Below are 23,864 nucleotides of genomic sequence, written 5' to 3' on the forward strand. Positions count from 1 at the left end.
CGTCAACCGTTGCGGTCGTGGTGTCCGGCACTCCGGTGCCGTGCGACGGTTTGGCATAGTGGTGTCACCGTTGACCCATCCGACAGGGTGGGAGCAACCGCGACAAGTCGTAAGGATGACCGCGCCGGTGAGGGCGGGGTCGCACAGACAGTGAGGGAGATCGTTGAAGTTTCCGAAGTTCGTGGGTGCCGTCATGATCACGGCCGCGGTGACCGTCAGCGTTGCAGCGTGTAGCAGCGACGACAGTGCCGACGACATCCCCACCGTCGCCCAGACCACCACCAGCAGCGCCGCTTCGACCGCCGGCGGCGGGACCAACGTCACCGACGCGAGCAACCCGCCCTCGGTGGCGACCCTGAACCAGATGCTGCAGACCGCGCTGGACCCCAACGTGCCGAACGCGCAGAAGACACAGCTGGTGCAGAACTCGCAGAAGGATCCGGCCGTCTTCGACAAGCTGGTGCAGGCGCGCAAGGAGAACCCGGACGTGACCTACCAGATCCGCGGTCCGGTGACCACCGACGGACCGAACCGGGCGAGTGTTCGGGTGCAGGTCAAACTGCCCGATCAGCAGCCGCAGGACATCGACGCGCAGATCGTCTACGACGGTGGACGTTGGAAGCTGGCCAGCAGCTTCGTCTGTCCGTTGATCACCACCAACGGTGTGACCAGCGCGATGTGCCCGACGTCGTCGAGTACCCGCCCGTCGAGCTGAGCTCGCACTCGATCAACACCACCGCAGGGCCCCGACTCGACGAGTCGGGGCCCTGCGGCGTTTCTCGCGGTGTCGGGGGACTTGCGCGGTGCGGACGGGTCACTTCCAGTTCACGCTGAACCCGATGCGTTGCAGTAGCGGCTGGTCGGGGTCGGCGCCGACGAGTTCACGGGCACCGCTGTAGTCGGCATGCCCGCCGACGGGTAACCCCCGGGTCAGGTCGACGACGATCTCCCCGGACCCGGAATAGGAATACCGTGCGATCGTCAGGGTGGTGTTGCCGCCGGGGATCGTGAACACCGAGTTGATCGGTGACTCCTCGGCGGTGAAGGCGATGGTCAGGCGATTGCCGTCCCACGCGCTCAGCCGCGCCTCGATGGTCTGCGTCACCGTTGCCGCGCCGACGACGGTGCGTTCGCTGCGCCAGGTGGCGCTGACGCCGATCGGGTCGGTGGGCAACACGATCGAATCCTGCAGCGTCTGTACGAGCGACTGTTCGAGTGCGCGACGTGCGGGAGCCGACGACGCGTCGGTCGGCCGCAGACGCAGCGACATCGGGCTCAGCGCTGGCCCGAGAGCGATCCCGGCGACGCTGCCCTTGGCCTTGGCGAGCTGGTCGGTCAGCTCCGGTTGCGACGAGGTCGGCGTTCCGAGGACGAGGTGCAGTTCGGAGGTCGCCGTGCATCCGAACCGGGCGGTCAGCGGGGTGGTGACCTCCTGGGTGGTCTGCGCGGTGGTCGACACCTCGCTCGAGGTGGTCGACAGGGTCACCTGCTGTGCCGAACCGACGTCGGGTGCGGGTGTGGCGATGCGGGTGGGAGCCGCGCCGGGGGAGGTGAGCGTGACGGTCGCGGTCGGGATCGGGATCGGTGTGGCCTGGGTCAGACCGATCCCGGGGTCGGTGGCGCACGCCCCGGTCGGGGTCGGTGGTTGCGACGACTCCGCGCTGTCGGCTCCGGAGCCGCAGGCGCTCACCGCGAGGGCGCCGGTGAGGACGGTCGCCCAGACCGTGGCGGTGGACCTGCGTGACAGGCGGCGCCTGCGCCGGATCGGGCGTGCGGCGATCCTGGACGAAGCGGGCGTGGAGGACACGGCAGTCAGCGTATTGCACGCGTCAGGGATGATGGACGGGTGGACGACTCAGCGACCAATGGCACCACCTCGGGTGCCGACGAGCAGATGACGACCGCGACGACGGCCCCTCGCACGCAGCGCGGCGCGAAGGTACTCGCCGTTCTGGCCGCCATCGCCGGCACCGTCGTCGCTCTCGATGTCATCACCAAAACCCTTGTGGTGGCCCTGATCACCCCCGGCGAGCCGGTGCGGGTCATCGGCGACACGGTGACCCTGCGCCTGGTGCGCAACAGTGGTGCGGCGTTCTCGATGGCGACCGGCTACACCTGGGTGCTCACGTTGATCGCCCTGGCGGTCGTCGCGGTCATCATCCGCTATGCCGGCCGGCTCCGATCGGGCTGGTGGATTCTCGGACTGGGCCTGGTTCTCGGTGGGGCGCTGGGCAATCTGATCGACCGGATCTTCCGGGCGCCGGGTCCGTTGCGCGGGCACGTCGTCGACTTCGTGTCGGTGGGCTGGTGGCCGGTGTTCAACGTCGCGGATTCGGCGGTCGTGTGCGGGGCGGTGCTGCTGGTGATCCTGTCGCTGCTCGGATTCGACCACGACGGCACCCGCTCGGGCTGGGCGGCCCGCAACGACCCGGACCCCGACGAGCAGTCGGCGGAGCGCGATCTCGGGGCCGCCGATGCCGGTGCGGACGACACCGACAAGCACACCGACACCGGCAAGGACGCGGCTTCCGGCAAGAACACCGACACCGACAAGCACACCGACACCGGCAAGGACGCGGCTTCCGGCAAGAACACCGATACCGGCGAGCACACCGACACCGGCAAGGACGCCGATTCCGGCCAGGACACCCAGACCGGAAGGAACGCCGATGCGTGAGTCTCGGGCGATGCCCATTCCCGACGGCCTCGACGGGATGCGCGCCGATGCCGGGGTAGCCCGGCTCCTGGGCCTGTCGCGCACGGTCGTGGGCCGTCTCGCTGACGACGGCGAGGTCACCGTCGACGGCGTCGCGGTCGGTAAGTCCCACAAACTCGTCGCCGGCGGATGGCTCGATGTCCTGTTGCCCGCGCCGACCGAGCCGCTGCGGGTCGAGCCCACACCGGTGGAGGACCTCTCGGTCGTCTATCACGACTCCGACATCATCGTCGTCGACAAACCCGTCGGGGTCGCCGCGCATCCCTCGGTGGGCTGGAGCGGGCCGACCGTCGTCGGTGCGCTCGCCGCCGCCGGCTATCGGATCTCCACCTCGGGTGCCTCCGAACGACAGGGCATCGTGTCGCGGCTCGACGTCGGGACGTCCGGGCTCATGGTGGTCGCGGTGTCCGAGCGGGCGTATTCGCTGCTCAAGCGCGCCTTCCGGGACCGCGAGGTCGACAAGGGGTATCACGCGCTCGTGCAGGGTCACCTCGACCCGCCCGAGGGGACCATCGACGCCCCGATCGGCCGCCACCGCGGCAACGACTGGAAGTTCGCGGTCACCGCTGGTGGCAAGCCGAGCATCACCCACTACGACACCCTCGAGATGTTCGCGGCGGCCTCGCTGCTCGACATCCATCTCGAGACCGGGCGCACCCATCAGATCCGGGTGCACTTCTCGGCCCTGCACCATCCGTGTTGCGGTGATCTCACCTACGGGGCCGACCCGGTGCTCGCCGCGCGTCTGGGTCTGGACCGTCAGTGGCTGCACGCACGGTCGCTGGGGTTCGCCCATCCCGCCGACGGCCGGTACGTCGAATACACGAGCCCGTATCCGAAAGATCTCCAGCACGCGCTCGACGTGCTGCGCGAGGGCTGAGGCAGGCCCCGGATCGGCGACCACCACGACACGCCGGGCGTGACACACCGGCGCCGACACTCCGCGTACGACGCCTCACCTGCCACAGCTTTCCCGCAGCGGCGTGCCCGGGCGTGGCTGTCGGTCGCAGCGCCTAGAGTTGGTGACGCCCTATCCAGAAGACTCGCACCAGAGGTGAGAAGCGTCCGTGGCAGACTCGTTTGTTCACCTGCACAACCACACCGAGTACTCGATGCTCGACGGCGCGGCGAAGGTGGCGCCGCTGTTCGCCGAGGCCAAGCGCCTGGGGATGACCGCGATCGGTATGACCGACCACGGCAACATGTTCGGTGCCAGCGAGTTCTACAACACCGCGGTGAAAAACGACATCACCCCCATCATCGGCATCGAGGCCTACATCGCCCCGGAGTCGCGTTTCAACACCAAACGTGTGCTGTGGGGCACCCGCGACCAGAAGGACGACGACGTCTCCGGCTCGGGTGCCTACACCCACATGACCATGGTCGCCGAGAACGCCACGGGACTGCGCAACCTGTTCACGCTCTCGTCGTTGGCCTCGATCGAGGGACAGCTGGGCAAGTGGGCGCGTATGGACGCCGAGATCATCGCCGCGCACGCCGAGGGAATCATCGCCACCACCGGCTGCCCGTCGGGTGAGGTGCAGACGCGGCTGCGGCTCGGCCACGAGCGTGAAGCACTCGAGGCGGCCGCGAAATGGCAGGAGATCTTCGGCAAGGAGAACTTCTACCTCGAACTGATGGAGCACGGCCTCGAGATCGAGCGTCGGGTCCGTGACGGACTGCTCGAGATCGGTCGCAAGCTCGGCATCAAGCCCATCGTCACCAACGACTGCCATTACGTCACCAAGGAGCACGCCGCCGCGCACGAGGCGCTGCTGTGCGTCCAGACCGGCAAGACCCTCTCCGATCCCACCCGCTTCAAGTTCGACGGTGACGGTTACTACCTGAAGTCGGCCGAGGAGATGCGGGCGCAGTGGGATTCGGTCGTCCCCGGTGCCTGCGACAACACCCTCGAGATCGGCGAGCGGGTGCAGAGCTACGCCGACGTCTTCACCCACCGCGACCGGATGCCGGTCTTCCCGGTGCCCGAGGGTGACTCCCAGGAGACCTGGCTGCGCAAGGAGGTCGCCAAGGGCCTCAAGGAGCGCCGCTTCTCCGACTCCGAGGTGCCCGCGGAGTACCAGGAGCGCGCGAACTACGAACTCGACGTCATCATCCAGATGGGATTCCCCGCCTACTTCCTGGTGGTCGGCGACCTCATCCGGCACGCGCAGGAGGTCGGCATCCGGGTCGGCCCGGGCCGCGGGTCGGCGGCCGGGTCGCTGGTCGCCTGGGCGCTGGGCATCACCAACATCGACCCGATCCCGCACGGACTGCTCTTCGAGCGATTCCTCAACCCCGAACGTGTGTCGATGCCCGATATCGACATCGACTTCGACGACCGCCGGCGCGGTGAGATGGTGCGCTACGCGACCGAACGGTGGGGCAGCGACAAGGTCGCCCAGGTCATCACCTTCGGCACGATCAAGACCAAGGCCGCGATCAAGGACTCGGCCAGGGTCCAGTTCGGCCAGCCCGGCTTCGCGATCGCCGACCGCATCACCAAGGCCCTCCCGCCGCCCATCATGGCCAAGGACATCCCGGTCTGGGGGATCACCAACCCCGAGCACGAGCGATTCGGCGAGGCCACCGAGGTGCGCACGCTCATCGAGACCGACCCCGACGTCAAGAAGATCTACGACACCGCCCTCGGTCTCGAGGGGCTGATCCGCAACGCCGGCGTGCACGCCTGCGCGGTGATCATGTCCTCGGAGCCGCTCACCGACGCCATCCCGGTGTGGAAGCGCGCCCAGGACGGCGCGATCATCACCGGCTGGGACTATCCCTCCTGCGAGGCCATCGGCCTGCTGAAGATGGACTTCCTGGGACTGCGCAACCTCACCGTGATCGGTGACGCCCTGGAGAACATCAAGCTCAACCGCGGAATCGACCTCGACCTCGACACGCTGCCGCTCGAGGACCCGAAGACCTACGAGCTCCTCGCCCGCGGCGACACGCTCGGCGTGTTCCAGCTCGACGGCGCGGCCATGCGTGAGCTGCTGAAGATGATGCAGCCCACCGGTTTCGAGGACATCGTCGCGGTCCTCGCCCTGTATCGCCCGGGCCCGATGGGCGTCAACGCGCACACCGACTACGCCAAGCGCAAGAACGGTCTGCAGCAGATCCGGCCGATCCACCCCGAGCTCGAGGAACCGCTCAAGGAGATCCTCTCCGAGACCTACGGCCTGATCGTCTACCAAGAGCAGATCATGCAGATCGCGCAGAAGGTCGCCGGCTACTCGCTCGGACAAGCAGACCTGCTGCGCCGCGCGATGGGCAAAAAGAAGAAGGAGATCCTCGACGAGGCCTACGACGGCTTCGCCGAGGGTATGCGCACCAATGGGTTCTCGCAGGCGGCGATCACCGCCCTCTGGGACACGGTGTTGCCGTTCGCCGGGTACGCGTTCAACAAGTCGCACGCCGCCGGCTACGGCCTGGTCTCCTTCTGGACCGCCTACCTCAAGGCCAACTATCCCGCCGAGTACATGGCGGGTCTGCTCACCTCGGTCGGCGACGACAAGGACAAGGCCGCGATCTACCTGGCCGATTGCCGCAAGCTCGGCATCACCGTGTTGCCGCCCGACGTCAACGAGTCGCAGCGCAACTTCGCCGCCGTCGGCACCGACATCCGCTTCGGTCTGGCCGCGATCCGCAACGTCGGTTCCGGGGTCGTCGGCGCGATCCTCGAGGCCCGGGAGGCGAAGGGGAAGTTCGCGAACTTCTCCGACTACCTCAACAAGATCGACGTCACCGCGTGCAACAAGAAGGTCACCGAGTCGCTGATCAAGGCCGGTGCCTTCGACTCGCTCGGTCATCCGCGCAAGGGTCTGTTCCTGATCCACACCGAGGCGATCGAATCGGTGATCGGCACCAAGAAGGCCGAGGCGATCGGGCAATTCGATCTGTTCGGCGGTGGCGACGAGTCGGCCGACGACAGCCTCGCCGAGGTGTTCGCGGTGCCCGTCCCCGACCAGGAGTGGGACACCAAACACAAACTCACCCTGGAGCGAGAGATGTTGGGGCTCTACGTATCCGGGCATCCGTTGGCCGGCGTCGAGCACGCCATCGCCGCGCAGACCGACACCTCGATCACGCAGCTGCTCGAGGGCAATGTGTCCGACGGTGCCCAGATCACGATCGGCGGCATCATCTCCACGGTCACCCGACGGGTGAACAAGAAGGGCGAACCGTGGGCCGCCATCACCCTCGAGGACATGGTCGGTGGCGTGGAGGTCTACTTCTTCCCACGGTCGTTCCTGGCGTACGGGATGGACATCGCCCCGGACAACATCGTGCTCATCAAGGCTCGCGTGACCCTGCGCGACGACGACAAGATGATGATCAGCGCCAACGACCTCGCCGTCCCCGACCTCGACGTGGCGGGTACGACCAAACCGGTCGCCCTGACGCTGCCGAGCCGACTGTGCACACCGGATCGGGTCGCCGCACTCAAGCAGGTGTTGACCCGCCATCCCGGGACCGCCGACGTGCATGTCACCCTTGTCTCCGACGACCGCTCGACACGGCTGTGCCTGACCGAATCGCTGCGGGTGACCCCGAGTTCGGCGCTCATGGGTGACCTCAAGGCTCTGCTCGGTCCGAGCTGTCTGAGCTGAGCTGAGCTGAGGTGTGCGGGCCGGCCTCTCGGTGGTCGGTGTCGGCACGCGGGCCGGGCACGGCGCGGGTACGCTCTGCGAAATGCCCGGCCACATCATCGTGCACGGTGACGACGCACTGACGCTGCGGGTCACCGAGGAACTCGCCAGTGCCGGAGCGCGGATCGTCGCGCTGGCGGCGCCCGGAGACCTCGCCGACGCCGACGTCGGGCACGCCGCGGCAGTGGTGTGCGCCGGGTCGGACGATGCGGTGAACCTCGAGATCGCGCTTCTGGCACGCACTCTCGATCCGCACGTGCGGGTGGTGGCCAACCTGTCCAACGCGGTGCTGCGGGACGCGGTCGCCTCGGGCAACGGCCCGGGCGCCGTTCTCGACGTCGCCGAACTCGCCGCCCCGTCGGTCGTCGAGGCGTGTCTGGGACGTACGACGCACTCGATCCCGGTGGCGGGCAACGAGTTCGTGGTGTCGGGGGCCTATGCTCCCGGCGCGGGCACGCTGCGCGAACTCTACGGCGACCTCGCGCCGGTGGCCGTGTTGCGCGCCGGCTCCGGGGCGGGCCCGGACTCGGTCGTGCCGTGCCCGGGCCGCGATCTGCCGGTCGACGCGGGGGACTGGGTCGCGATGATTGGCACGGTCGACGACCTCGCCGCGCAGGGGGTGGAGATCGCCACGCCCCGGCGACGCACCCGCTCACGCCGACCGCTGCCGCTGCGCGCGATCGGCGCCGTCCGTGCGTTCCGCGACGACGTCAACCCGAATCTCTTTCGCGCACTGGGGGTGTCGTTGGCGCTGTTGGCCTTCGCCACCATCCTGCTGCGCTTCACCTATCACCGGCCGGGGATGAGTCTGGTCGATGCGCTCTACTTCTCCACCGAGACCATCGCGACCGTCGGTTACGGCGATTTCAGCTTCGTCGGACAGCCGACATGGTTGCGATTGTTCGCCATCGGCCTGATGTTCGCCGGTGTCACCACCACCGCGGTGCTGATGGCCTTCGTCGCCGACCTGTTGCTGTCGCGCCGGATCGGCGCGTCGGCCGCCCGACGGCGCGTGCGCGACATGGCCGGTCACATCCTGGTCGTCGGGCTCGGGTCCTTCGGCATCCGGGTGGCCACCGACCTGCGGGCGCTCGGTCATGAGGTCGTGGTGGTCGAACGCAACGACGACAACCGCTTCCTCGAGGTGGCGGCCGAACTCGACATCCCGGTGGTCATCGGTGACGCGACGTTACGGCGCACACTCGCCGACGCCGGTATCGACCGCGCGCACGCGGTGGCGGTGCTCACCCACGACGACATGGTGAACATCGAGACCGGCATCATCCTGCGCGAGGTGCTCGGACGGCGCTGGTCCCGGTCGGCCGGGAGGGCCGGGGTTCCGGTGGTGTTGCGTGTCTACGACCAGTCGTTGGGAGCGGCGGTGGCGCACCGTTTCGGATTTGAGAACGTGCGGTCCACGGTCGAACTGGCCGCACCCTGGTTCATCGGGGCGGCACTCGGTCTGCAGGTCATCTCCACGTTCTCGGTCGGGCGCTATTCCTTCATGGTCGGCGGCCTGTTCATCCGGCGCGGCAGCGCCCTGGACGGCATGCTGCTCGCCGACCTCCCCACACGAACCCGCATCGTCGCGATCATCCGACGATCGGGGACCGTGCTGCACCCTCGACGCGACGACCGGCTGGCCGCCGAGGACACCGCGTACCTGGTCGGTCCGTATCACGAATTGCTGGACACGCTGCAGCGCAGCCGCTGAGACGAGGTGGTCGCATCGCCTGACAGCATCACCCGAAACCGTCACACGAAACCCTGGTTTCGGCTCACCGAAACCTTAGGTCACGGTGGTGCTATATTCGGTGTCACGGCAGAACGAAGAACCGTCGGCAGGAGTGCACAGATGACCGCGATGATCGAGATGAATCCCGTCCGAGAGCATGTGCGCGCCGTACGTACCGTCGACGTCGCGGGCGTGGCGTGGCCGGTGTACAAGCTGCAGGCGATCGCGGCGGCGGGTGTCGTCGGACTGATCTCGCTGCTGGTCCTCACCCCGGAGCTGACCGCGTGGTTTTCCGGCGTCGCGCTGGTGACGACGTGGCTCGTCGCCCGTCACCTACCCGGGAACGCGGCGACCGCCCCGGCATCGAACCCGCCCGGGATCTCATAGATCCGGCCGTCGAAGCCGGCACGGTAGAGTCGGCCCGCCGCGAAGCCGCGGTCCCCGCGACCGTAACTCAGCACGCTGGACAGTCGAAGGCCTTGGGCCAGAACGCAATACGATCCAGGTGCGGTGATCCGGACAATCTGTCCACCGGAATTGAACGGCACCACCGGACGATCCCGCGAATCGAGCGTCAGACCGTCGGGAGCCGCCAGGGTGTCGGCGCCACCGAGGGTGAGCAGACTCTGCACGACGCGCGGATTCGCCGTCGAGATCCGGCTCACGCCCGGATTGGTGAAGGTACGCGACACATACAGCCACCCATCGCCACGGCCGAGGACGGCGCCGTTGGCGCTCGGTAGCGATCCCCACTGCGCGTTGACCGCGCCGTTCGGTGCGACGCGCCCGATGAGGTTCCCGAAGTCGTTGGTGGCGTACACGGTGCCGTTGGCCGCCACATCCATCCCGTCGGCGGCGGAGAGTCCGCCGACCCAGGGTCGCAGAACGTTTGTCCGGGTATCCAGGCGTGCGATCGCGCCCGGGCGGACCGCGTCACCGATGACCACCCGCGGGTCGGCTCCGTAGCCGACGAGCAGCGTGCCGTCGGGAGCCCAGGCCAGCGCCCCGGCACCACCGGAGGGAACACGGGCGATCGCCCGGCCGGGTGCGCCGGGCCGGTCGAATCGGAACACCTGCCCGCTGATCAGATCGGACGCATAGGCGCGACCGGCGGCATCGACGGTCAGCCCTTCCAGCGCCGCGCCCGGAACCGCTCCGACCAGCCGGGCGGGTGCGCCGCCGCCGGCGCACATGGGCGCCGCCTGGGCCGGCGCGGTACCGAGGGCGCTGAGAAGTCCGGCGGTCAGCACGCCGCCGCAGGCCGCCGCGAGAAGTCGGCGAGACCCGCGCACGTACGGGCGGGCGAACAGGCTCCGGGTGAGCAGGGGCACAGGGGTTCCCTCCGCAGGCATGGTGATCGGTGATGTGACGGCGGGAACCGGTGTTCGAGTCCTGCCGACACGCGCCGACGACCATGTGGTGGATGCGTTCCCGCCCGAGTCTAGGCGCGCGGCGCGGCGCGCCGCAGACAATTGCGTGGCGGGGTCATCGAGCCGGTGCCCGGCGGTGTCACTGTGCCGGTGCCCGGCGGTGTCACTGTGCCGGTGCCCGGCGGGTCATCGAGCCGTCCGCCCCGCCCGGTCCGGGCAGCGCCGCCGGTGAGAACATGGGTGCCGTGAGCACACCGCATGTCAATGAGTCGCAGCAGGAGTCGGTGCCGGGGTTGTCGGCCGCGGCCATCGATGCTGCCGCGGTACGCATCGAGCCCGCGGTCGCCCACACCCCGCTCGAAGCTGCGCCACGGATCAGCCGTGACGTCGGCGCGCAGGTGTACCTCAAACGGGAGGATCTGCAGACCGTTCGGTCCTACAAGATCCGCGGCGCCTTCAACGTGATGGCGCAACTGTCCCCGGAGGAGCGCTCTCGCGGGGTGGTTGCCGCGAGCGCGGGCAACCACGCCCAGGGGGTGGCCTACGCCTGCCGCACCATGCAGACCCCCGGGCGCATCTACGTGCCGACCACCACCCCAAAGCAGAAGCGTGACCGGATTCGTTGGCACGGCGGCGATTTCGTGGAACTACTGGCGGTCGGCGACACCTACGACGCGGCTGCGGCCGCGGCCCAGGCCGACGTGCTGCGCACCGGTGCTGCCTGGATTCATGCCTTCGACGATCCGCGGACCGCGGCGGGTCAGGGCACCATCGCCCGCGAGATCGTCGATCAACTCGGCCGCGCACCCGACGTCGTCGTCGCGCCCGTCGGCGGTGGTGGTTGTCTGGCCGGGATGGCCACCTACTTCCGGTCGGTGTCACGCGAGGTCGTCATCGTCGGGGTCGAGCCGACCGGCGCCGTCTCCCTGGCTGCCGCCCTGGTCGCCGGTGGACCGGTGACTCTCGATCGGATCGACCCGTTCGTCGACGGTGCGGCCGTCAAACGCATCGGCGCACTGGGGCATCGCGCGATGGCCGACCTCGACGCATCGGTCACCGCCCACCCGGTTCTCGACGATGTCCGCGCAGAAGGCGAGGCGCACAGTGCGATTCGGGTCCTGCCCGACGAGCCGGTGTCGTTGCCCGCTGGGTCGGCGCACATCACCCATGTCGACGAGGGCGCGATCTGCACGACGATGCTCGAGCTCTATCAGAACGAGGGCATCATCGCCGAGCCGGCCGGGGTGCTCGCGGTCACCGGGCTCTCGCAGCTCAAGCTGCCCGACGACGCCGTCGTGGTCTGCCTGGTCTCCGGCGGCAACAACGATGTCTCCCGCTACGGCGAGATCATCGAACGTTCACTGGTTCACCAGGGGCTCAAGCACTATTTCCTCGTCGACTTCCCGCAGGAGCCGGGGGCGCTGCGGCGTTTCCTCGACGAGGTCCTCGGTCCCGACGACGACATCACCCTGTTCGAATACGTCAAGCGCAACAACCGCGAGACCGGCGCGGCACTCGTCGGCATCGAGCTCGGCGACCGTGAGGGACTCGCCGGCCTGATGGATCGGATGGATCGCTCGCGGCTCGATTGCGAACGGCTCGAACCGGATTCGCCGGCATACCAGTACCTGACGTGACGGTGGCGGTCACGGGCGGCGGCGGCCGATCACCACGTTGTGGCCGGGGCTGCGTATCCCGCCGTCGACCGATTCCACCGGCTCCCACCACAACACCGGCTCGAGGTCGATGGGCACGGTGAGCGGCTCGGCCAGGACCCAGACGACCGACCACTGCGCCTCGGACGCGTCATCGCCACGGTGCATCGCGAACCATCCCCCGGTGTCGTCGTAGTCGGTGTCGACGGACGCGAAATCGCTGCGGGAGAAGGCCTCCGTGGACTTGCGCAGCGCGATCAGCTCGCGGTAAAAGTCCCGGACGCGGGCGTGCGCCGGCGTGTCGGGTTCGGTCCAGTCCAGCTTGGAGCGCAGGAACGTCTCCGGATCCTGCGGGTCGGGGATGTCGTCGGTATCCCAACCGTGGTCGGCGAATTCGGCCTTGCGGCCGTTGCGGGTGGCCTCGGCGAGCTCGGGCTCGGGATGGGAGGTGAAGAACGCGAACGGCGTGCCGGCGGCCCACTCCTCACCCATGAACAGCATCGGGGTGAACGGCGACAACAACACCAGGGCCGCCTTGATCGCGAGTCGGCCGTGGTCGAGGTACTGACTCGGCCGATCTCCGGTCGCCCGGTTGCCGATCTGATCGTGGTCGCAGGTGTAGGCCACCAGCGCGGTCGTCGGCACCGTGTCCGGAATCGGCCTGCCGTGGTGGCGGCCGCGGAAGGACGAGTACGTTCCATCATGGAAGAAGCCGCCGCGCAACACCTTTGACAGACCCTCGAGGCTCCCGAAGTCCGCGTAATAACCCTGTCGTTCACCGGAGACGGCGGTGTGGATCGCGTGATGGATGTCATCGTCCCATTGAGCGGTCAGCCCGCAGCCGTTGACCGTTCTGGGCAGGATCAGTCGCGGATCGTTGAGATCGGACTCCGCGATGAGGGAGCACGGACGGCCCAGCGCGTCCGAGAGCGCGTCGGCGCCGACGGCGAGGGCCTCGAGCAGCGGATAGGCGCGGTGATCGACGAGGGCGTGCACCGCGTCGAGCCGCAGTGCGTCGACGTGGAACTCGGCGAACCAGCGCAGCGCGTTGCGCAGGATGTAGGTGCGTACCTCGTCGGAGTCCGGACCGTCGAGATTCAGCGACTCCCCCCAGCCGGTCGCACCGGCACCCAGGTACGGCCCGAAGTCGGGGAGGTAGTTGCCCGACGGCCCCAGGTGGTTGTAGACCACATCGAGGACGACGCCCAGCCCCCGGGTGTGACAGGCGTCGACGAAGCGGGCGAAGGCATCCGGGCCGCCGTATGGTTCGTGCACCGCATACCAGCCGACGCCGTCGTAGCCCCAGTTGTACTCACCGTTGAAGGCGTTGAGCGGCATGACCTCCACCGCATCGACGCCGAGCTCCACCAGATCATCGAGGCGCCCGACGGCCGAGTCGAGAGTTCCCTCGGGGGTGAAGGTGCCGATGTGGAGCTCATAGAGCACGGCGCCGCGGATGTCGAGACCGGTCCACTGCGCGTCGTGCCAGATCGACGGGTCCACCACGTGAAGCGCGGACAGACCGTGGACACCGTCGGGCAGACGCACCGACCTGGGGTCGGGCAAGGCGCGTTCCCCGTCGTCGATGAGGAATCCGTATCGCAGGGTGCCGGGATCGGCGTGCCCGAGTTCGTCGAGTGCCGCCGTGGTCAGCACGGCCGGGTCGATCCGGTACCACCCCGGCGCATCGGTGCCGATCATCGGCAGGTCACGGGTGCCGGCCGGGGTGACGACCCTGGTGCGCATCCGCGACGCCGCGGGTGCCCAGACCTGCAGGTCCGCCAGGCTCCGAGGGGGTGAATGGGGAGTCGCATCGATTCTGTTGGAACGATTCCCGCGTTTCTTCTCACCCGGGCGGGGTGACCACGTTACTGTGTCGGCACCCACACATGCGTGGCCCTCCACGTCGGGGGGACCATCCTGAGGCTCGTCCACACACCCCACCGTATTGCGTGGAGTACACGGCCGCAGGCCACGCCGGGTGTGACCCAGGGCATACGCCGATTTGACGGTGCTGTATATTACTTCGGGCCAGGCCTGCCAGGGGGGCACGCGACGGATGACAGACGACGCAGGGACGGGTGTTGAGCAGCACTGATGCAGTGGCCTCGGAGGACGAGGCAACAGGGACGCGCAAGCCCGGGGGGATGCGCAAATGGTTTCGCGAACACATCGTGGCGAGCTTCGAGACCTTCGGTCGTCAGCTCGCGATGTTCGTCGAGGTGTTCAAGGTCCTGATCGAGGACATCCTCAAGCGCCGCTTCCCGTTCGGCGAGTTCATCCGCCAGTGCGCCTTCATGTCGAGCACCTCGGTGTTTCCCACCTTCCTGGTCGCCATCCCGATCGGGGTGATCGTGTCGATCCAGGTGTCCAACATCGCCGGTCAGATCGGTGCGACGTCGTTCTCCGGTGCCGCCACCGGACTCGGTGTCATCCGGCAGGGCGCACCGTTGGTCACCTCGCTGTTGCTCGCCGGTGCGGTCGGCTCGGCGATCGCCGCCGACCTCGGTTCCCGCACCATCCGCGATGAGATCGACGCGATGCGGGTGATGGGCGTGAACCCCGTTCAGCGACTGATCTCACCGCGCCTGCTCGCGACCATGGTCGTCAGCTTCCTGCTCTGCGGCTTCGTGTGTTTCGTCGGCTTCATCACCGGTTACGCGTTCAACGTCTACTTCCAGGGTGGCACCCCCGGTAGCTACACCGGCACCTTCGCCTCCTTCGCCTCCGTCTCGGACCTGCTGTTCGCCCTGATCAAATCGGTCATGTTCGGTGCCATCGTGGCCATCGTCGCCTGTGACCGCGGACTCAACACCAAGGGTGGGCCCGCCGGGGTGGCCAACTCGGTGAACGCCGCGGTGGTCAATTCGGTGCTGTTGCTGTTCACCGTCAACGTGGTGCTCACCCAGTTGTTCGCCATCGTCGTCCCGGCAAAGGTGGTGTGAGATGGCCGCATCCCGGTACGTCCCGCCCGTACTCCGGCCCGTCGAGGCCGCCAAGGGCGTCTACCGCGGGCCGCGCGACGCGCTGGCGCGTATGGGACACCTCATCACCTTCCTGGTCCGGTCGATCGGTTCGGTGCCCATCGCGTTCACCCACTACCGCAAAGAGGTCTGGCGTCTGCTCGCCGACGTCGCGTGGGGCAACGGCGCGATCGTGGTCGGCGGCGGCACCGTCGGCGTCATGGTCATCCTCGGCGTCATGGGCGGGGCGACCGTTGGCATCGAGGGCTACACCGCACTGAACCTCCTCGGGATGTCACCGGTGACCGGCGGCCTGTCGGCATTCGCGACGACCCGTGAGATCGCGCCTCTGCTGGCGGCGACCGCGTTCACCGCGCAGTCGGGCTGCCGGTTCACCGCGCAGCTCGGGTCGATGCGGATCAGTGAGGAGATCGACGCGCTGGAATCCATCGCGATCCGACCCCTGCCGTATCTGGTGACCACCCGGATGTCGGCGGCGGTGCTGGCGATCGTGCCGCTGTACTCGGTCTCACTGGCCGCGAATTACCTTGCGTGCCAGGTCATGTTCCAGGTGCAGAGCGGCCAGGGACCGGGTAACTATCTCGCCTACTTCAACGCCTTTCTGCTGTCGAGCGACATGGTGTATTCGTTCATCAAGGTGATCGTCTTCGTGCTGTTGACCACCTTCATCCAGTGCTACTACGGGTACTTCGCCTCCGGCGGCCCCGAAGGCGTCGGGGTGGCCGCCGGACACGCGATCCGGCTGGCGATCATCGTCATCGTCTTCGCGAATCTGGTCATGACGCTGGTGTTCTGGGGAACATCGCCCGGCATCAAGATCTCGGGGTGAGGGACAGCCATGCTGATAGCCACCGACGGCCGTAACCCTTCACTGGTGCAATATGTGTTGCGCGGCAGTGCATTCCTGATCATTCTGGTGATCCTGTTCGTGCTGCTGTTCATGCGGTACGAGGGCGTGTTCAGCTCCACCGTCGCGGTCAACGCCAAACTCACCGACGTCGGTGACGGCCTGACCTCGGGTGCCGATGTCCGCTACAACGGCCTCATCGTCGGGTCGGTCAAGAACGTCGCCCTCACCGACGAGCCGGGCCAGTCCGGGGTGAACCTGCGCCAGGTCGACATGGACATCACCCCGGCACAGTCCGAGGGCATCCCGGCCAACGTCACCGCGCGCACGGTGCCCTCCAACCTCTTCGGTGTAAACGCCGTCGAGCTGGTGCAACCGGACCATCCGTCTGCCGACCATCTCTCGGCGGGAGCGTCCATCCCCGCGGACCGATCGCTACAGACGATCAAACTGCAGGACGCACAGAACCAGCTGCGGACACTGCTGCAGGCCGTGCCACCGGAGCAACTCGCCGGTGTCCTCGGCACCATCGCCGACGCACTGCGCGGCGGCGGGACCACCTTCGGTCTGTTCGTCGGCGTCCTGCAGAACTATTTCGACACCATCAACGCGCAGTTCCCTCCGGGTGCGCCGTCCGGATTCGACAACTTCAACCAGTCCGTACAGGGCCTGTCGCGATCCGCGCCGCAGCTGTTGGACACCTTGGGCCGCAGCGTGATCCCGGCGATGACCATCGCGCAGTCGCGGGACGACCTGACCGCGTTGCTCTCGGCGGCGCAGGGCCTGACCGACGAGGTGCAGGCACTGTTCGCGGCCAACGGCGACGGCGGTAAACGCATCGTCGCCGACACCAACACCCTGCTCGGCGCGGCGGTCTACGAGCCGAATGCGTTGCCGCAGGCACTGAGTGCGCTGAACAATCTCGCGGCCAAGGTCCTCACGGTCTTCACCGGCGTCAACGGGCACGCCCAGCTCAACATCGGCGTGAGTTTCAGTGCCTTCCAGCGCTACACCCGCCAGAACTGTCCCGTGTACAACGGCGGGCCCTACGGTCAGCTGCGTGGTCCCGGATGTGTCGGTCCGGGCACCGGCACCGGACCGACGAGTTCGGGTCCGCTGATGATCTATCCGTCCGACGGGATGCGGCGGATGTCGCCGGCGGGCATGGTCACCACCGGCGCCGACAACCAGACGCTGACCGCCGCACTCGATCGTGCGCCCAACGCGGCCGACACCCTGATGCTCGGCCCGCTGGTGCAGTCGGTCTCGACGCAAACCGGTTCGACCCTGACCGGCACCGCATCCCAGGCCGGCACCTCGGGAGGGGGACGATGAGCGCCGCGCAGTCGAGTATCCGCAAACCGCTGATCGGTTTCGCGCTGTTCGCGGTCGTCGCGTTGCTGCTGACCTACATCATCTATTCGACGCTGGAACGGTCGGTGTCGGGCAGCACCAACAACTTCAGCACGTTCTTCACCGACGCCTCGGGCCTGGCCACGGGCGACGACGTCCGGATGGCCGGCGTGCGGGTGGGCCGCGTCGATTCGATCGATCTCGTCGACGGCCGCGCCAAGGTCACCTTCGAGGTGCAGGACAACCAGCCGATGTACACCACCACGCAGGCCGCGATCCGGTACCAGAACCTGATCGGCCAGCGGTATCTCGCGCTGTCCCTCGCCGACGGGACCCCGCAACCGCTCTCGGTCGGGTCGACGCTCAAGGAGCCCTCGGAGGACTCCTTCGACGTCACCAAACTGCTCGCCGGGTTCCAGCCGGTCTTCGACACCTTGACCCCCGAACAGGTCAATAATCTCTCCAACGGTCTGGTCCAGGCGTTCCAGGGTGACACGGTGTCGTTGTCCAACACCGTCGCCCAGGTCGGCAAGTTCGCCTCCGACATGTCCAATCGGGACGTGGTGATCGGGGCGATCATCGACAATCTCAGCGGGGTGCTGCGTGATCTGTCGCGTCAGGGCGACCAGATCGGCACCCTCGTCGACAGCGTCTCCGGCGTCATCAAGAGCCTCAACGCGAATTCGGCGGCCTTCGGTACTGCCGTCACCCAGATCGGCAACACCGCAGCGGGATTCGCCGACGTCCTCACCCAATCCCGGGGCAATCTCGCCGACGCGGCCACCTCGGCCAATCAGGCGACCAGGATTCTGATCGGCAACGGCTCCAAACTCGACGGGATGGCCAAGAACCTGCCGATCTTCCTCGGACATTTCCCGCTCGTGCTCGGCCAGGGGGCCTACCTGAACATCTACGCCTGCGACCTCGACATCGCGATCGGTGACGTGTTGTTCCCGCCGGGGATCATCAACAAGATCGGTGGCACCAATCATTCGGTGGTGTGCCGATGAGAAGCCGTATGCGTCGCAGCTTCGACGACCGCCGACTCCTCTGGTACGGGTTGGCCGGCACGGTGGTCATCGTGCTGCTCGTCCTGGGTATCACCGGCATCGGCAAGGCCGACATCGGCAAGAAGACCTATTCGGCGGACTTCGCCCAGGCCGGTGGCGTGCGGCCGGGCGACAAGGTCCGGGTGGCCGGCATCGACGTCGGTGAGGTCGGCTCGACCGAACTGCAGGGCAACCACATCCACATCACCATGAAGGTCGACAAGGACGTCGACGTCACCGCCAACGGATCGGCCGAGATCAAACTCTCGACCCTGCTCGGCCAGCGCTACATCGATATCTCGCTGGGCAATTCGCCCGATCCGGCGGCCGACAACGTGATCACCGAGACCCGGGTTCCCTACGACCTGCAGAAGACCATCGAGAAGGGCACGCCCATCCTGCAGGGCATCAACGACGAGGACCTCGGCCAGAGCATCCGGACGCTGAACCAGCAACTCGCCGGGGCACCCGCGGTCACCAAACCGACGCTCGACTCACTGACGCAGATGTCGGAGATCATCACCGACCGCCGCGATCAGATCAATCAGCTGATCAGCGACACCAAGTCGGTGACGGCGATCGTGCAGGACAATTCGGCGCAACTGGCGATCATCGTGGGCCAGGGCGCGCAGCTGGCGAACAAGATCGTCGCCCGGGAGGCACTGGTGACCCGGTTGCTCGACGGCATCGCCCAGATCACCGAGCAGGCCCAACTCGTCGCCTCCGAGGATGCCGGCCAGTTCGCCCCGATCATGGCCAACCTGAACACCATCACCCAGGGTCTGGAGAAGAACCGCGACAACCTCCGCAAGATGCTCGAGGTCCTGCCGGTCACCGCACGCCTGACCAACAACGTCATCGGCGACGGCCCGTACGCCAACGGCTACCTGCCGTGGGGCATATTCCCCGACAACTGGCTCTGCACGGCACGGGTGGTGGACGGATGCTGAACGCGCACATGGTTTCTCGGAAGGTGACGCGGCGGTCGATGATCCTCGCGGGGCTGATCGTGCTCGCCGTCGGTGTGCTCTCGGGGTGTTCGCTGATCCCGGCCGGCTGGAAAACCGCGACCGGTCAGGCCATCGAGGTCACCGCGTTCTTCCCGAACACCGCGGGCCTCTACACCACCAATGACGTTGCGGTACTGGGAATGCCGGTCGGTCAAGTCACCAAGATCGAGGAACAGGGCAACCGGGTGATGGTGAAATTCACCATCGACAAGAACGTGCCCGTTCCGGTCGACGCGACCGCGGCCATCGTCAACACCTCGATCGTCACCACCCGGCACATCGAGCTGACCCCCGCGTACTCCAAGGGCCCCAAGCTGACCGACGGCGCGGTGATGCGCAACGAGGGCATGAGTCCGGTGTCGGTGGGCGACCTGTTCGATGCGGTCGACAAGCTCGTCAGCAACCTCTCCGGCCAGGCGCCGGGGGAGGGGCCGGTCGCCGACCTGATGGACGTGACCTCGGGCATCACCAGCGACAACGGACAACGGCTGCAGGAGGCGATCAATCAGCTCGGCAGCGCCTCGCAGGTGGTGTCGGGTAACGGCGACGCGATCGTCGACATCGTCAAGTCGGTCCAGCAACTCACCGCAGCCCTCGTCGCGAATTACCCGAAGATGAAGGACTTCTCGAACTCGATCAATCAGGTCAGCGAGATGCTCGGACGTCAGTCGCCGGGTCTGGTGGCGACCCTGGGCGATCTGAATCAGACACTGCTCAACACCTCGGAGTTCCTGCACAACAACGCCGGTACGATCGGTGCCTCCACCGGGCGGCTGGCCGCACTCGCGGAGAACCTGAGCGACTACTCACGTCAGGTCGTCGAGACCATCGACCTCGGGCCGCTGCTCTTCCAGAACCTGAGCAATTCCATCTCTGCCGAACAGGGTGCCTGGCGTGCCCAGGTGCTGCTGGACAAGTCGTTGCTCGACACCCAGCTGGTGTCCCAGTTCTGTAAGGCGATCAATCTGCACAAGAACGGTTGCGAGACCGGTCAGCTCCAGGGCTTCGGACCCGATCTCGGGGTGTTCTCGGCATTGGAGGCACTGACCAAATGACTCCGGCACCCTCCTCCCGCCATCCCTTCACTCGCCGCACTTTCTCCAGACGCCGTCCGGCGCCGGTTCGCTCGTGGACCCGCAAGCTGGTGGTGACCGGGATCGTCGCGACCGTGCTGGCCGTGACCGGCTGTTCGGCGATCCCCGGACTGACCGTCGAGCAGATCCCGCTGCCCGCCCCGGGCAACCTCGGCGACACCATGACGTTGAACGCCAGTTTCGACAATGCGCTGAACCTGCCGACCCGGGCCAAGGTGAAGCTCTACGGCATGGACGTCGGTGAGGTCACCGGAATCCGTGCCGAGAACTACAAGGCGATCGTCACCATGGATGTCAGCACCTCGGCCAAGGTGCCCAAGGGCACCGGTGCCGAACTGCGGCAGGCGACCCCGCTCGGTGACGTGTTCGTCGCGTTGCTCCCGCCGTCGACTACCGACGCCGGCTATATGTCCGATGGTCAGGCGCTGACCGGACCGCGGTCGGCCGCGGCGACCGTCGAGGATCTCCTGGTCAGTTTGAGCGGATTCGTCGACAGCGGTTCGCTCGGTTCCACCCAGCAGATCATCACTGAACTCAGCGCCGCGGTGTCGACCTCGCCGGACAATCCGCAACAACTCAACGGTGCCATCGCCGGATTGACCACGGCCCTACGCAAACTCAACCAGAACTCCGCCGAGGTCGACGCCGCGATGCGCAACACGCAGGTGCTGACCGGGCAGCTCGCGGCGGGCCGCGCGCAGATCATGGCGTCGATCAACAAGCTCTCGCCCGCCTTCGACACCATCAACGACGAGATGCAGACGATCCTGACCACGCTCGACAAGACCAATCAGGTCACCGCCGCCACGAACGACTTCCTCGGCAGCGACGGCCAGAATTTCGTCGAGCTCACCGGCCATCTCGCCACCCTCCTCGACGAACTCAAACAGGGCGCGACGATCCTCGGACCGTTGTCGGACAATGTCGCCGAGTTGACCCCCAAGTGGGCCAAGTCGACCAGTTCGAGTGCGGCGTCGTTGTCGGCGAAGGTGTATTACCTCAACCCGGGCGCCGGGTTCGATTCGGCCAGCCGCCTTCCCGAGCTCGGCGATGTCGGTGCGGCGGGAGAGTCGTTGCAGCAGACGCTGACCCGACTGCTGGCCCGGCTGACTGCGACCCAGGGGTGCTGCGGATGAGTGGATTCATGGGGTGGCTGCGCAAACACTCGATCGTGCTGGGCAACCTGGCGCTGATCGGGGTGATGCTCATCGGGCTGGCCTACTTGTCGTTCGGCGCGCTGCGGTGGGCGCCGTTCCAGGGCCACTACACGCTCACGATCAATTTCCCGATCTCCGGTGGCCTGCAGGACACCTCGCAGGTGACCCTCCGTGGCGTCCCGATCGGCGACGTCAAATCCATTCAGGTGCAACCACAGTCGGTGAAGGTGGTGGTGTCGGTCGACGACGACGTGCACATCAACCGCAACACGACGGTCTCGGCACTCGGCTTGTCGGCCGCGGGTGAACAGTACGTCGATTTCTCCCCGCCCAGCGCCGAGGGGCCCTATCTGCGCGACGGCGACACCATCAACGTCAACCAGACGAAGGTGACCACGCCGTTCCCGCAGTTGCTCGAGACCTCGCTCGGTGTCATCGACCAGATCGATCCGGCCAAACTCGCGTCGATCGTCGACAACCTCGACGTCGCGCTCAATCCCAAGGGCGACACCAACGATCTGCGCGTCCTGTTCGATGCGGGCGGAACGATCTTCGCCGACCTCTACCGCGTGTTGCCGCAGACCACCAAGTTGATCTCCGAGACGGGCACGATCCTGCAGACCACCTCGCAGATCCAGCCCGATCTGCAGGGCACGGTGTCCTCGTTGAGTTCGGTGGTCAACGCGGCGGTTGCCGCCGACCGTGAGCTGCGCACGTTGCTGGGCAAGGGCCCGCAGCAGTTGTCCAGCCTGTCCGGCTCGATCAACGAGATCCAGGATCCGATCACCGATGTGCTCGGTCAGCTGCTGGATGTGACCCGCCAGGGTGCCTTGCGCGCACCGGCGGTGGTCAATCTGTTGCCGTCGATCAGGGACGCGTCGATCAAGTCCCTCACCATGTTCCACGACGGCGCCTGGTGGGCGTTCGGTTCGATCTACCCGCGTCCGTACTGCGACTACGCGGTCACCCCGGTGCGCCCCACCAAGATCCTCGAGTTGTCGGTGCCGACGAATCTGTACTGTGTCACCGAGGATCCCAACCAACAGATCCGTGGCTCGGCGAACGCACCCCGTCCGCCGGGGGACGACACCGCCGGACCGCCGCCGAACTACGACCCGAATGCGCGGACGGTTCCGCTGGACAAGTGACGCCCGCCCTCCGGGGGCTCGCACCGCACTTGACTCCTCGCCGAGGGGAGTCGGGTGGGGTCGGTTCGGTGGGGACCGAGTGGGCGGCGAGTGAGAACGGAAACACGCGATGACAGGTGAGCAGGACGACGTGCGCAACGAGGCGGCCGATGACGGCCGAGAAGGCACGGCGACGGATGAGCCGGGCGCCGTGGAGGATTCCGGCGAACCGGACTCAGCCGTCGCCGACGGGACCGACGCCTCCGATGCCGCGCCGACGAAGGCGTCGCTGACCAAGAAGCCGATCCCGCGTACCAAGAGCGCGCGGTCCGGATCGTCGCGGCGCCCGGATCCGGAGGATGCGGATGCCGACAGGGCGGATGCGGCGAGTTCCGGCGAGCCCACGGCATCGTCTGCCGCCGCCACCGGAGGTGCTTCCGCGCGAGGCGCATCCGCCGGCGGTGCGTCCGCAGCGGCCACACCCGCACGTGGCAAGCAGATCTCGATCACGCTGTCGGCGCGCGCTCTGTGGCGATCGCTGGTGGCCTTGGTGGTCGTCGCCGCGATCGTCGGCGTGGGCTTTCTCGGCTGGTTCTTCTACCGCGATCAACAGCGCCTCAACGCCTTCGACGACGCCAAGAGTGCCTCGGCGATCTTCGCCAAACAGCTGACCAGCAGCATGAACGCCGACACGGTCGCCAACATGAAGGACCTCGTCGGGCCGCTGACAACGGGGGACTATCGCAAACATCTGGAAGCTCAGATGGGTGACACTGTCAAGGCGATCCAGTCGATCAACGTCAAGAACACGGAGATCAAAGTCCAGAAGGTGTCGGTGATCGACTTCGGCACCGACCACGCCTCGACCATGGCCGTGGTACAGGTGACCGGTACGAGTACCCTTGCGCCGCAAGGTGGTACGTCGCTGTTCATGTATTCGCTCAAGCTCGACAAGGTCGACGGCAAGTGGCTCGTGTCCGATCTCGATGCCATGCAGGCCGGCCTGTCCGATGCCGGTGAGGCCGGTGCCGGCGGCGGGTCCACGCCGAACGCAGGGCAGGCGAGTACCCCGGTACCCACCCCTGCGCCCGCTCCGGCACCCGGCGGCTGAG

19 protein-coding genes are annotated in these 23,864 nt (G+C 67.1%); 16 read left to right on the forward strand and 3 right to left on the reverse strand.

What is annotated here, in order from left to right; all coding sequences use genetic code 11:
• Positions 1–163: 163 nt before the first annotated feature.
• A complete protein-coding gene (locus QNM97_RS08810; RefSeq protein WP_006370485.1) occupies positions 164–715 on the forward strand; it encodes a WKL family lipoprotein in 552 nt (183 codons plus the stop codon).
• Positions 716–814: 99 nt separating this feature from the next.
• Here the strand turns inward: QNM97_RS08810 and QNM97_RS08815 are convergent, their stop codons facing one another.
• Positions 815–1,747 carry a hypothetical protein gene (locus tag QNM97_RS08815; protein WP_502875051.1) on the reverse strand — a complete coding sequence of 311 codons (933 nt, stop codon included), beginning with the start codon at positions 1,745–1,747 and terminating at the stop codon, positions 815–817.
• Positions 1,748–1,846: 99 nt separating this feature from the next.
• Between QNM97_RS08815 and lspA the strand changes: the two genes are divergently transcribed.
• From lspA to QNM97_RS08840, 5 genes are all read left to right on the forward strand, one after another.
• Positions 1,847–2,677: a signal peptidase II gene (gene lspA / locus QNM97_RS08820; RefSeq protein WP_502875008.1), complete on the forward strand. Its 831-nt coding sequence runs from the start codon at positions 1,847–1,849 to the stop codon at positions 2,675–2,677.
• Entirely contained in the window at positions 2,670–3,596 is a 927-nt protein-coding gene (locus tag QNM97_RS08825) for an RluA family pseudouridine synthase (protein ID WP_208791586.1), read from the forward strand. The genes lspA and QNM97_RS08825 overlap by 8 nt, the downstream gene beginning before the upstream one ends.
• Positions 3,597–3,783: 187 nt before the next feature.
• The gene (gene dnaE, locus QNM97_RS08830) at positions 3,784–7,332 is read left to right on the forward strand and encodes a DNA polymerase III subunit alpha (protein WP_283822415.1); all 3,549 of its coding nucleotides are present in this window, start codon (positions 3,784–3,786) and stop codon (positions 7,330–7,332) included.
• A gap of 82 nt (positions 7,333–7,414) precedes the next feature.
• The gene (locus QNM97_RS08835) at positions 7,415–9,085 is read left to right on the forward strand and encodes an NAD-binding protein (RefSeq protein WP_283822416.1); all 1,671 of its coding nucleotides are present in this window, start codon (positions 7,415–7,417) and stop codon (positions 9,083–9,085) included.
• 141 nt (positions 9,086–9,226) lie between these two features.
• Positions 9,227–9,493, forward strand: a complete 267-nt coding sequence (locus QNM97_RS08840) for a hypothetical protein (RefSeq protein ID WP_283822417.1) — start codon at positions 9,227–9,229, stop codon at positions 9,491–9,493.
• Here QNM97_RS08840 and QNM97_RS08845 read toward each other — a convergent pair.
• On the reverse strand, positions 9,436–10,437 hold the full coding sequence (locus QNM97_RS08845; protein WP_283822418.1) for an SMP-30/gluconolactonase/LRE family protein: 1,002 nt from the start codon (positions 10,435–10,437) through the stop codon (positions 9,436–9,438). The genes QNM97_RS08840 and QNM97_RS08845 overlap by 58 nt on opposite strands.
• Before the next feature lie 275 nt (positions 10,438–10,712).
• Here QNM97_RS08845 and ilvA point away from each other — a divergent pair, with 275 nt between their 5' ends.
• Positions 10,713–12,113, forward strand: coding sequence for a threonine ammonia-lyase IlvA (ilvA, locus tag QNM97_RS08850; protein ID WP_283822419.1), 1,401 nt, complete (start codon positions 10,713–10,715; stop codon positions 12,111–12,113).
• A gap of 9 nt (positions 12,114–12,122) precedes the next feature.
• Here the strand turns inward: ilvA and treZ are convergent, their stop codons facing one another.
• Positions 12,123–13,877 carry a malto-oligosyltrehalose trehalohydrolase gene (treZ, locus tag QNM97_RS08855; protein ID WP_283822420.1) on the reverse strand — a complete coding sequence of 585 codons (1,755 nt, stop codon included), beginning with the start codon at positions 13,875–13,877 and terminating at the stop codon, positions 12,123–12,125.
• Positions 13,878–14,278: 401 nt separating this feature from the next.
• Between treZ and QNM97_RS08860 the strand changes: the two genes are divergently transcribed.
• The 9 genes from QNM97_RS08860 (at position 14,279) to QNM97_RS08900 (ending at position 23,863) form a co-directional block, all read left to right on the forward strand.
• Entirely contained in the window at positions 14,279–15,076 is a 798-nt protein-coding gene (locus tag QNM97_RS08860) for an MlaE family ABC transporter permease (RefSeq protein WP_208796196.1), read from the forward strand.
• Between the two features lies 1 nt (position 15,077).
• Positions 15,078–15,944 carry an MlaE family ABC transporter permease gene (locus tag QNM97_RS08865; RefSeq protein ID WP_208791580.1) on the forward strand — a complete coding sequence of 289 codons (867 nt, stop codon included), beginning with the start codon at positions 15,078–15,080 and terminating at the stop codon, positions 15,942–15,944.
• 9 nt (positions 15,945–15,953) lie between these two features.
• Entirely contained in the window at positions 15,954–17,297 is a 1,344-nt protein-coding gene (locus tag QNM97_RS08870; RefSeq protein WP_283822421.1) for an MlaD family protein, read from the forward strand.
• Positions 17,294–18,325 carry an MCE family protein gene (locus tag QNM97_RS08875; protein WP_283822422.1) on the forward strand — a complete coding sequence of 344 codons (1,032 nt, stop codon included), beginning with the start codon at positions 17,294–17,296 and terminating at the stop codon, positions 18,323–18,325. The genes QNM97_RS08870 and QNM97_RS08875 overlap by 4 nt, the downstream gene beginning before the upstream one ends.
• An 8-nt stretch (positions 18,326–18,333) precedes the next feature.
• Entirely contained in the window at positions 18,334–19,314 is a 981-nt protein-coding gene (locus QNM97_RS08880) for an MCE family protein (RefSeq protein WP_208791577.1), read from the forward strand.
• 8 nt (positions 19,315–19,322) lie between these two features.
• On the forward strand, positions 19,323–20,429 hold the full coding sequence (locus QNM97_RS08885) for an MCE family protein (RefSeq protein ID WP_502875009.1): 1,107 nt from the start codon (positions 19,323–19,325) through the stop codon (positions 20,427–20,429).
• A gap of 89 nt (positions 20,430–20,518) precedes the next feature.
• On the forward strand, positions 20,519–21,604 hold the full coding sequence (locus tag QNM97_RS08890; protein ID WP_349632360.1) for an MlaD family protein: 1,086 nt from the start codon (positions 20,519–20,521) through the stop codon (positions 21,602–21,604).
• The gene (locus QNM97_RS08895; RefSeq protein WP_014360325.1) at positions 21,601–22,773 is read left to right on the forward strand and encodes an MCE family protein; all 1,173 of its coding nucleotides are present in this window, start codon (positions 21,601–21,603) and stop codon (positions 22,771–22,773) included. The genes QNM97_RS08890 and QNM97_RS08895 overlap by 4 nt, the downstream gene beginning before the upstream one ends.
• A gap of 109 nt (positions 22,774–22,882) precedes the next feature.
• The gene (locus QNM97_RS08900; protein WP_283822424.1) at positions 22,883–23,863 is read left to right on the forward strand and encodes a hypothetical protein; all 981 of its coding nucleotides are present in this window, start codon (positions 22,883–22,885) and stop codon (positions 23,861–23,863) included.
• The last annotated feature ends 1 nt before the right edge of the window (position 23,864 follow it).

Source organism: Gordonia sp. L191 (assembly GCF_030077625.1).
Taxonomy (GTDB): domain Bacteria; phylum Actinomycetota; class Actinomycetes; order Mycobacteriales; family Mycobacteriaceae; genus Gordonia; species Gordonia polyisoprenivorans_A.

Bases quoted from the DNA above. Each gene is read 5' to 3' on its own strand.
- QNM97_RS08875 (WP_283822422.1), top strand. From the start codon at position 17,294: ATGAGCGCCGCGCAGTCGAGTATCCGCAAACCGCTGATCGGTTTCGCG.
- QNM97_RS08900 (WP_283822424.1), top strand. From the start codon at position 22,883: ATGACAGGTGAGCAGGACGACGTGCGCAACGAGGCGGCCGATGACGGC.
- QNM97_RS08860 (WP_208796196.1), top strand. From the start codon at position 14,279: ATGCGCAAATGGTTTCGCGAACACATCGTGGCGAGCTTCGAGACCTTC.
- QNM97_RS08880 (WP_208791577.1), top strand. From the start codon at position 18,334: ATGCGTCGCAGCTTCGACGACCGCCGACTCCTCTGGTACGGGTTGGCC.
- treZ (WP_283822420.1), bottom strand. From the start codon at position 13,877: ATGCGCACCAGGGTCGTCACCCCGGCCGGCACCCGTGACCTGCCGATG.
- QNM97_RS08825 (WP_208791586.1), top strand. From the start codon at position 2,670: ATGCGTGAGTCTCGGGCGATGCCCATTCCCGACGGCCTCGACGGGATG.
- QNM97_RS08835 (WP_283822416.1), top strand. From the start codon at position 7,415: ATGCCCGGCCACATCATCGTGCACGGTGACGACGCACTGACGCTGCGG.
- QNM97_RS08865 (WP_208791580.1), top strand. From the start codon at position 15,078: ATGGCCGCATCCCGGTACGTCCCGCCCGTACTCCGGCCCGTCGAGGCC.
- QNM97_RS08840 (WP_283822417.1), top strand. From the start codon at position 9,227: ATGACCGCGATGATCGAGATGAATCCCGTCCGAGAGCATGTGCGCGCC.
- QNM97_RS08885 (WP_502875009.1), top strand. From the start codon at position 19,323: ATGGTTTCTCGGAAGGTGACGCGGCGGTCGATGATCCTCGCGGGGCTG.
- QNM97_RS08895 (WP_014360325.1), top strand. From the start codon at position 21,601: ATGAGTGGATTCATGGGGTGGCTGCGCAAACACTCGATCGTGCTGGGC.
- ilvA (WP_283822419.1), top strand. From the start codon at position 10,713: ATGGGTGCCGTGAGCACACCGCATGTCAATGAGTCGCAGCAGGAGTCG.
- QNM97_RS08870 (WP_283822421.1), top strand. From the start codon at position 15,954: ATGCTGATAGCCACCGACGGCCGTAACCCTTCACTGGTGCAATATGTG.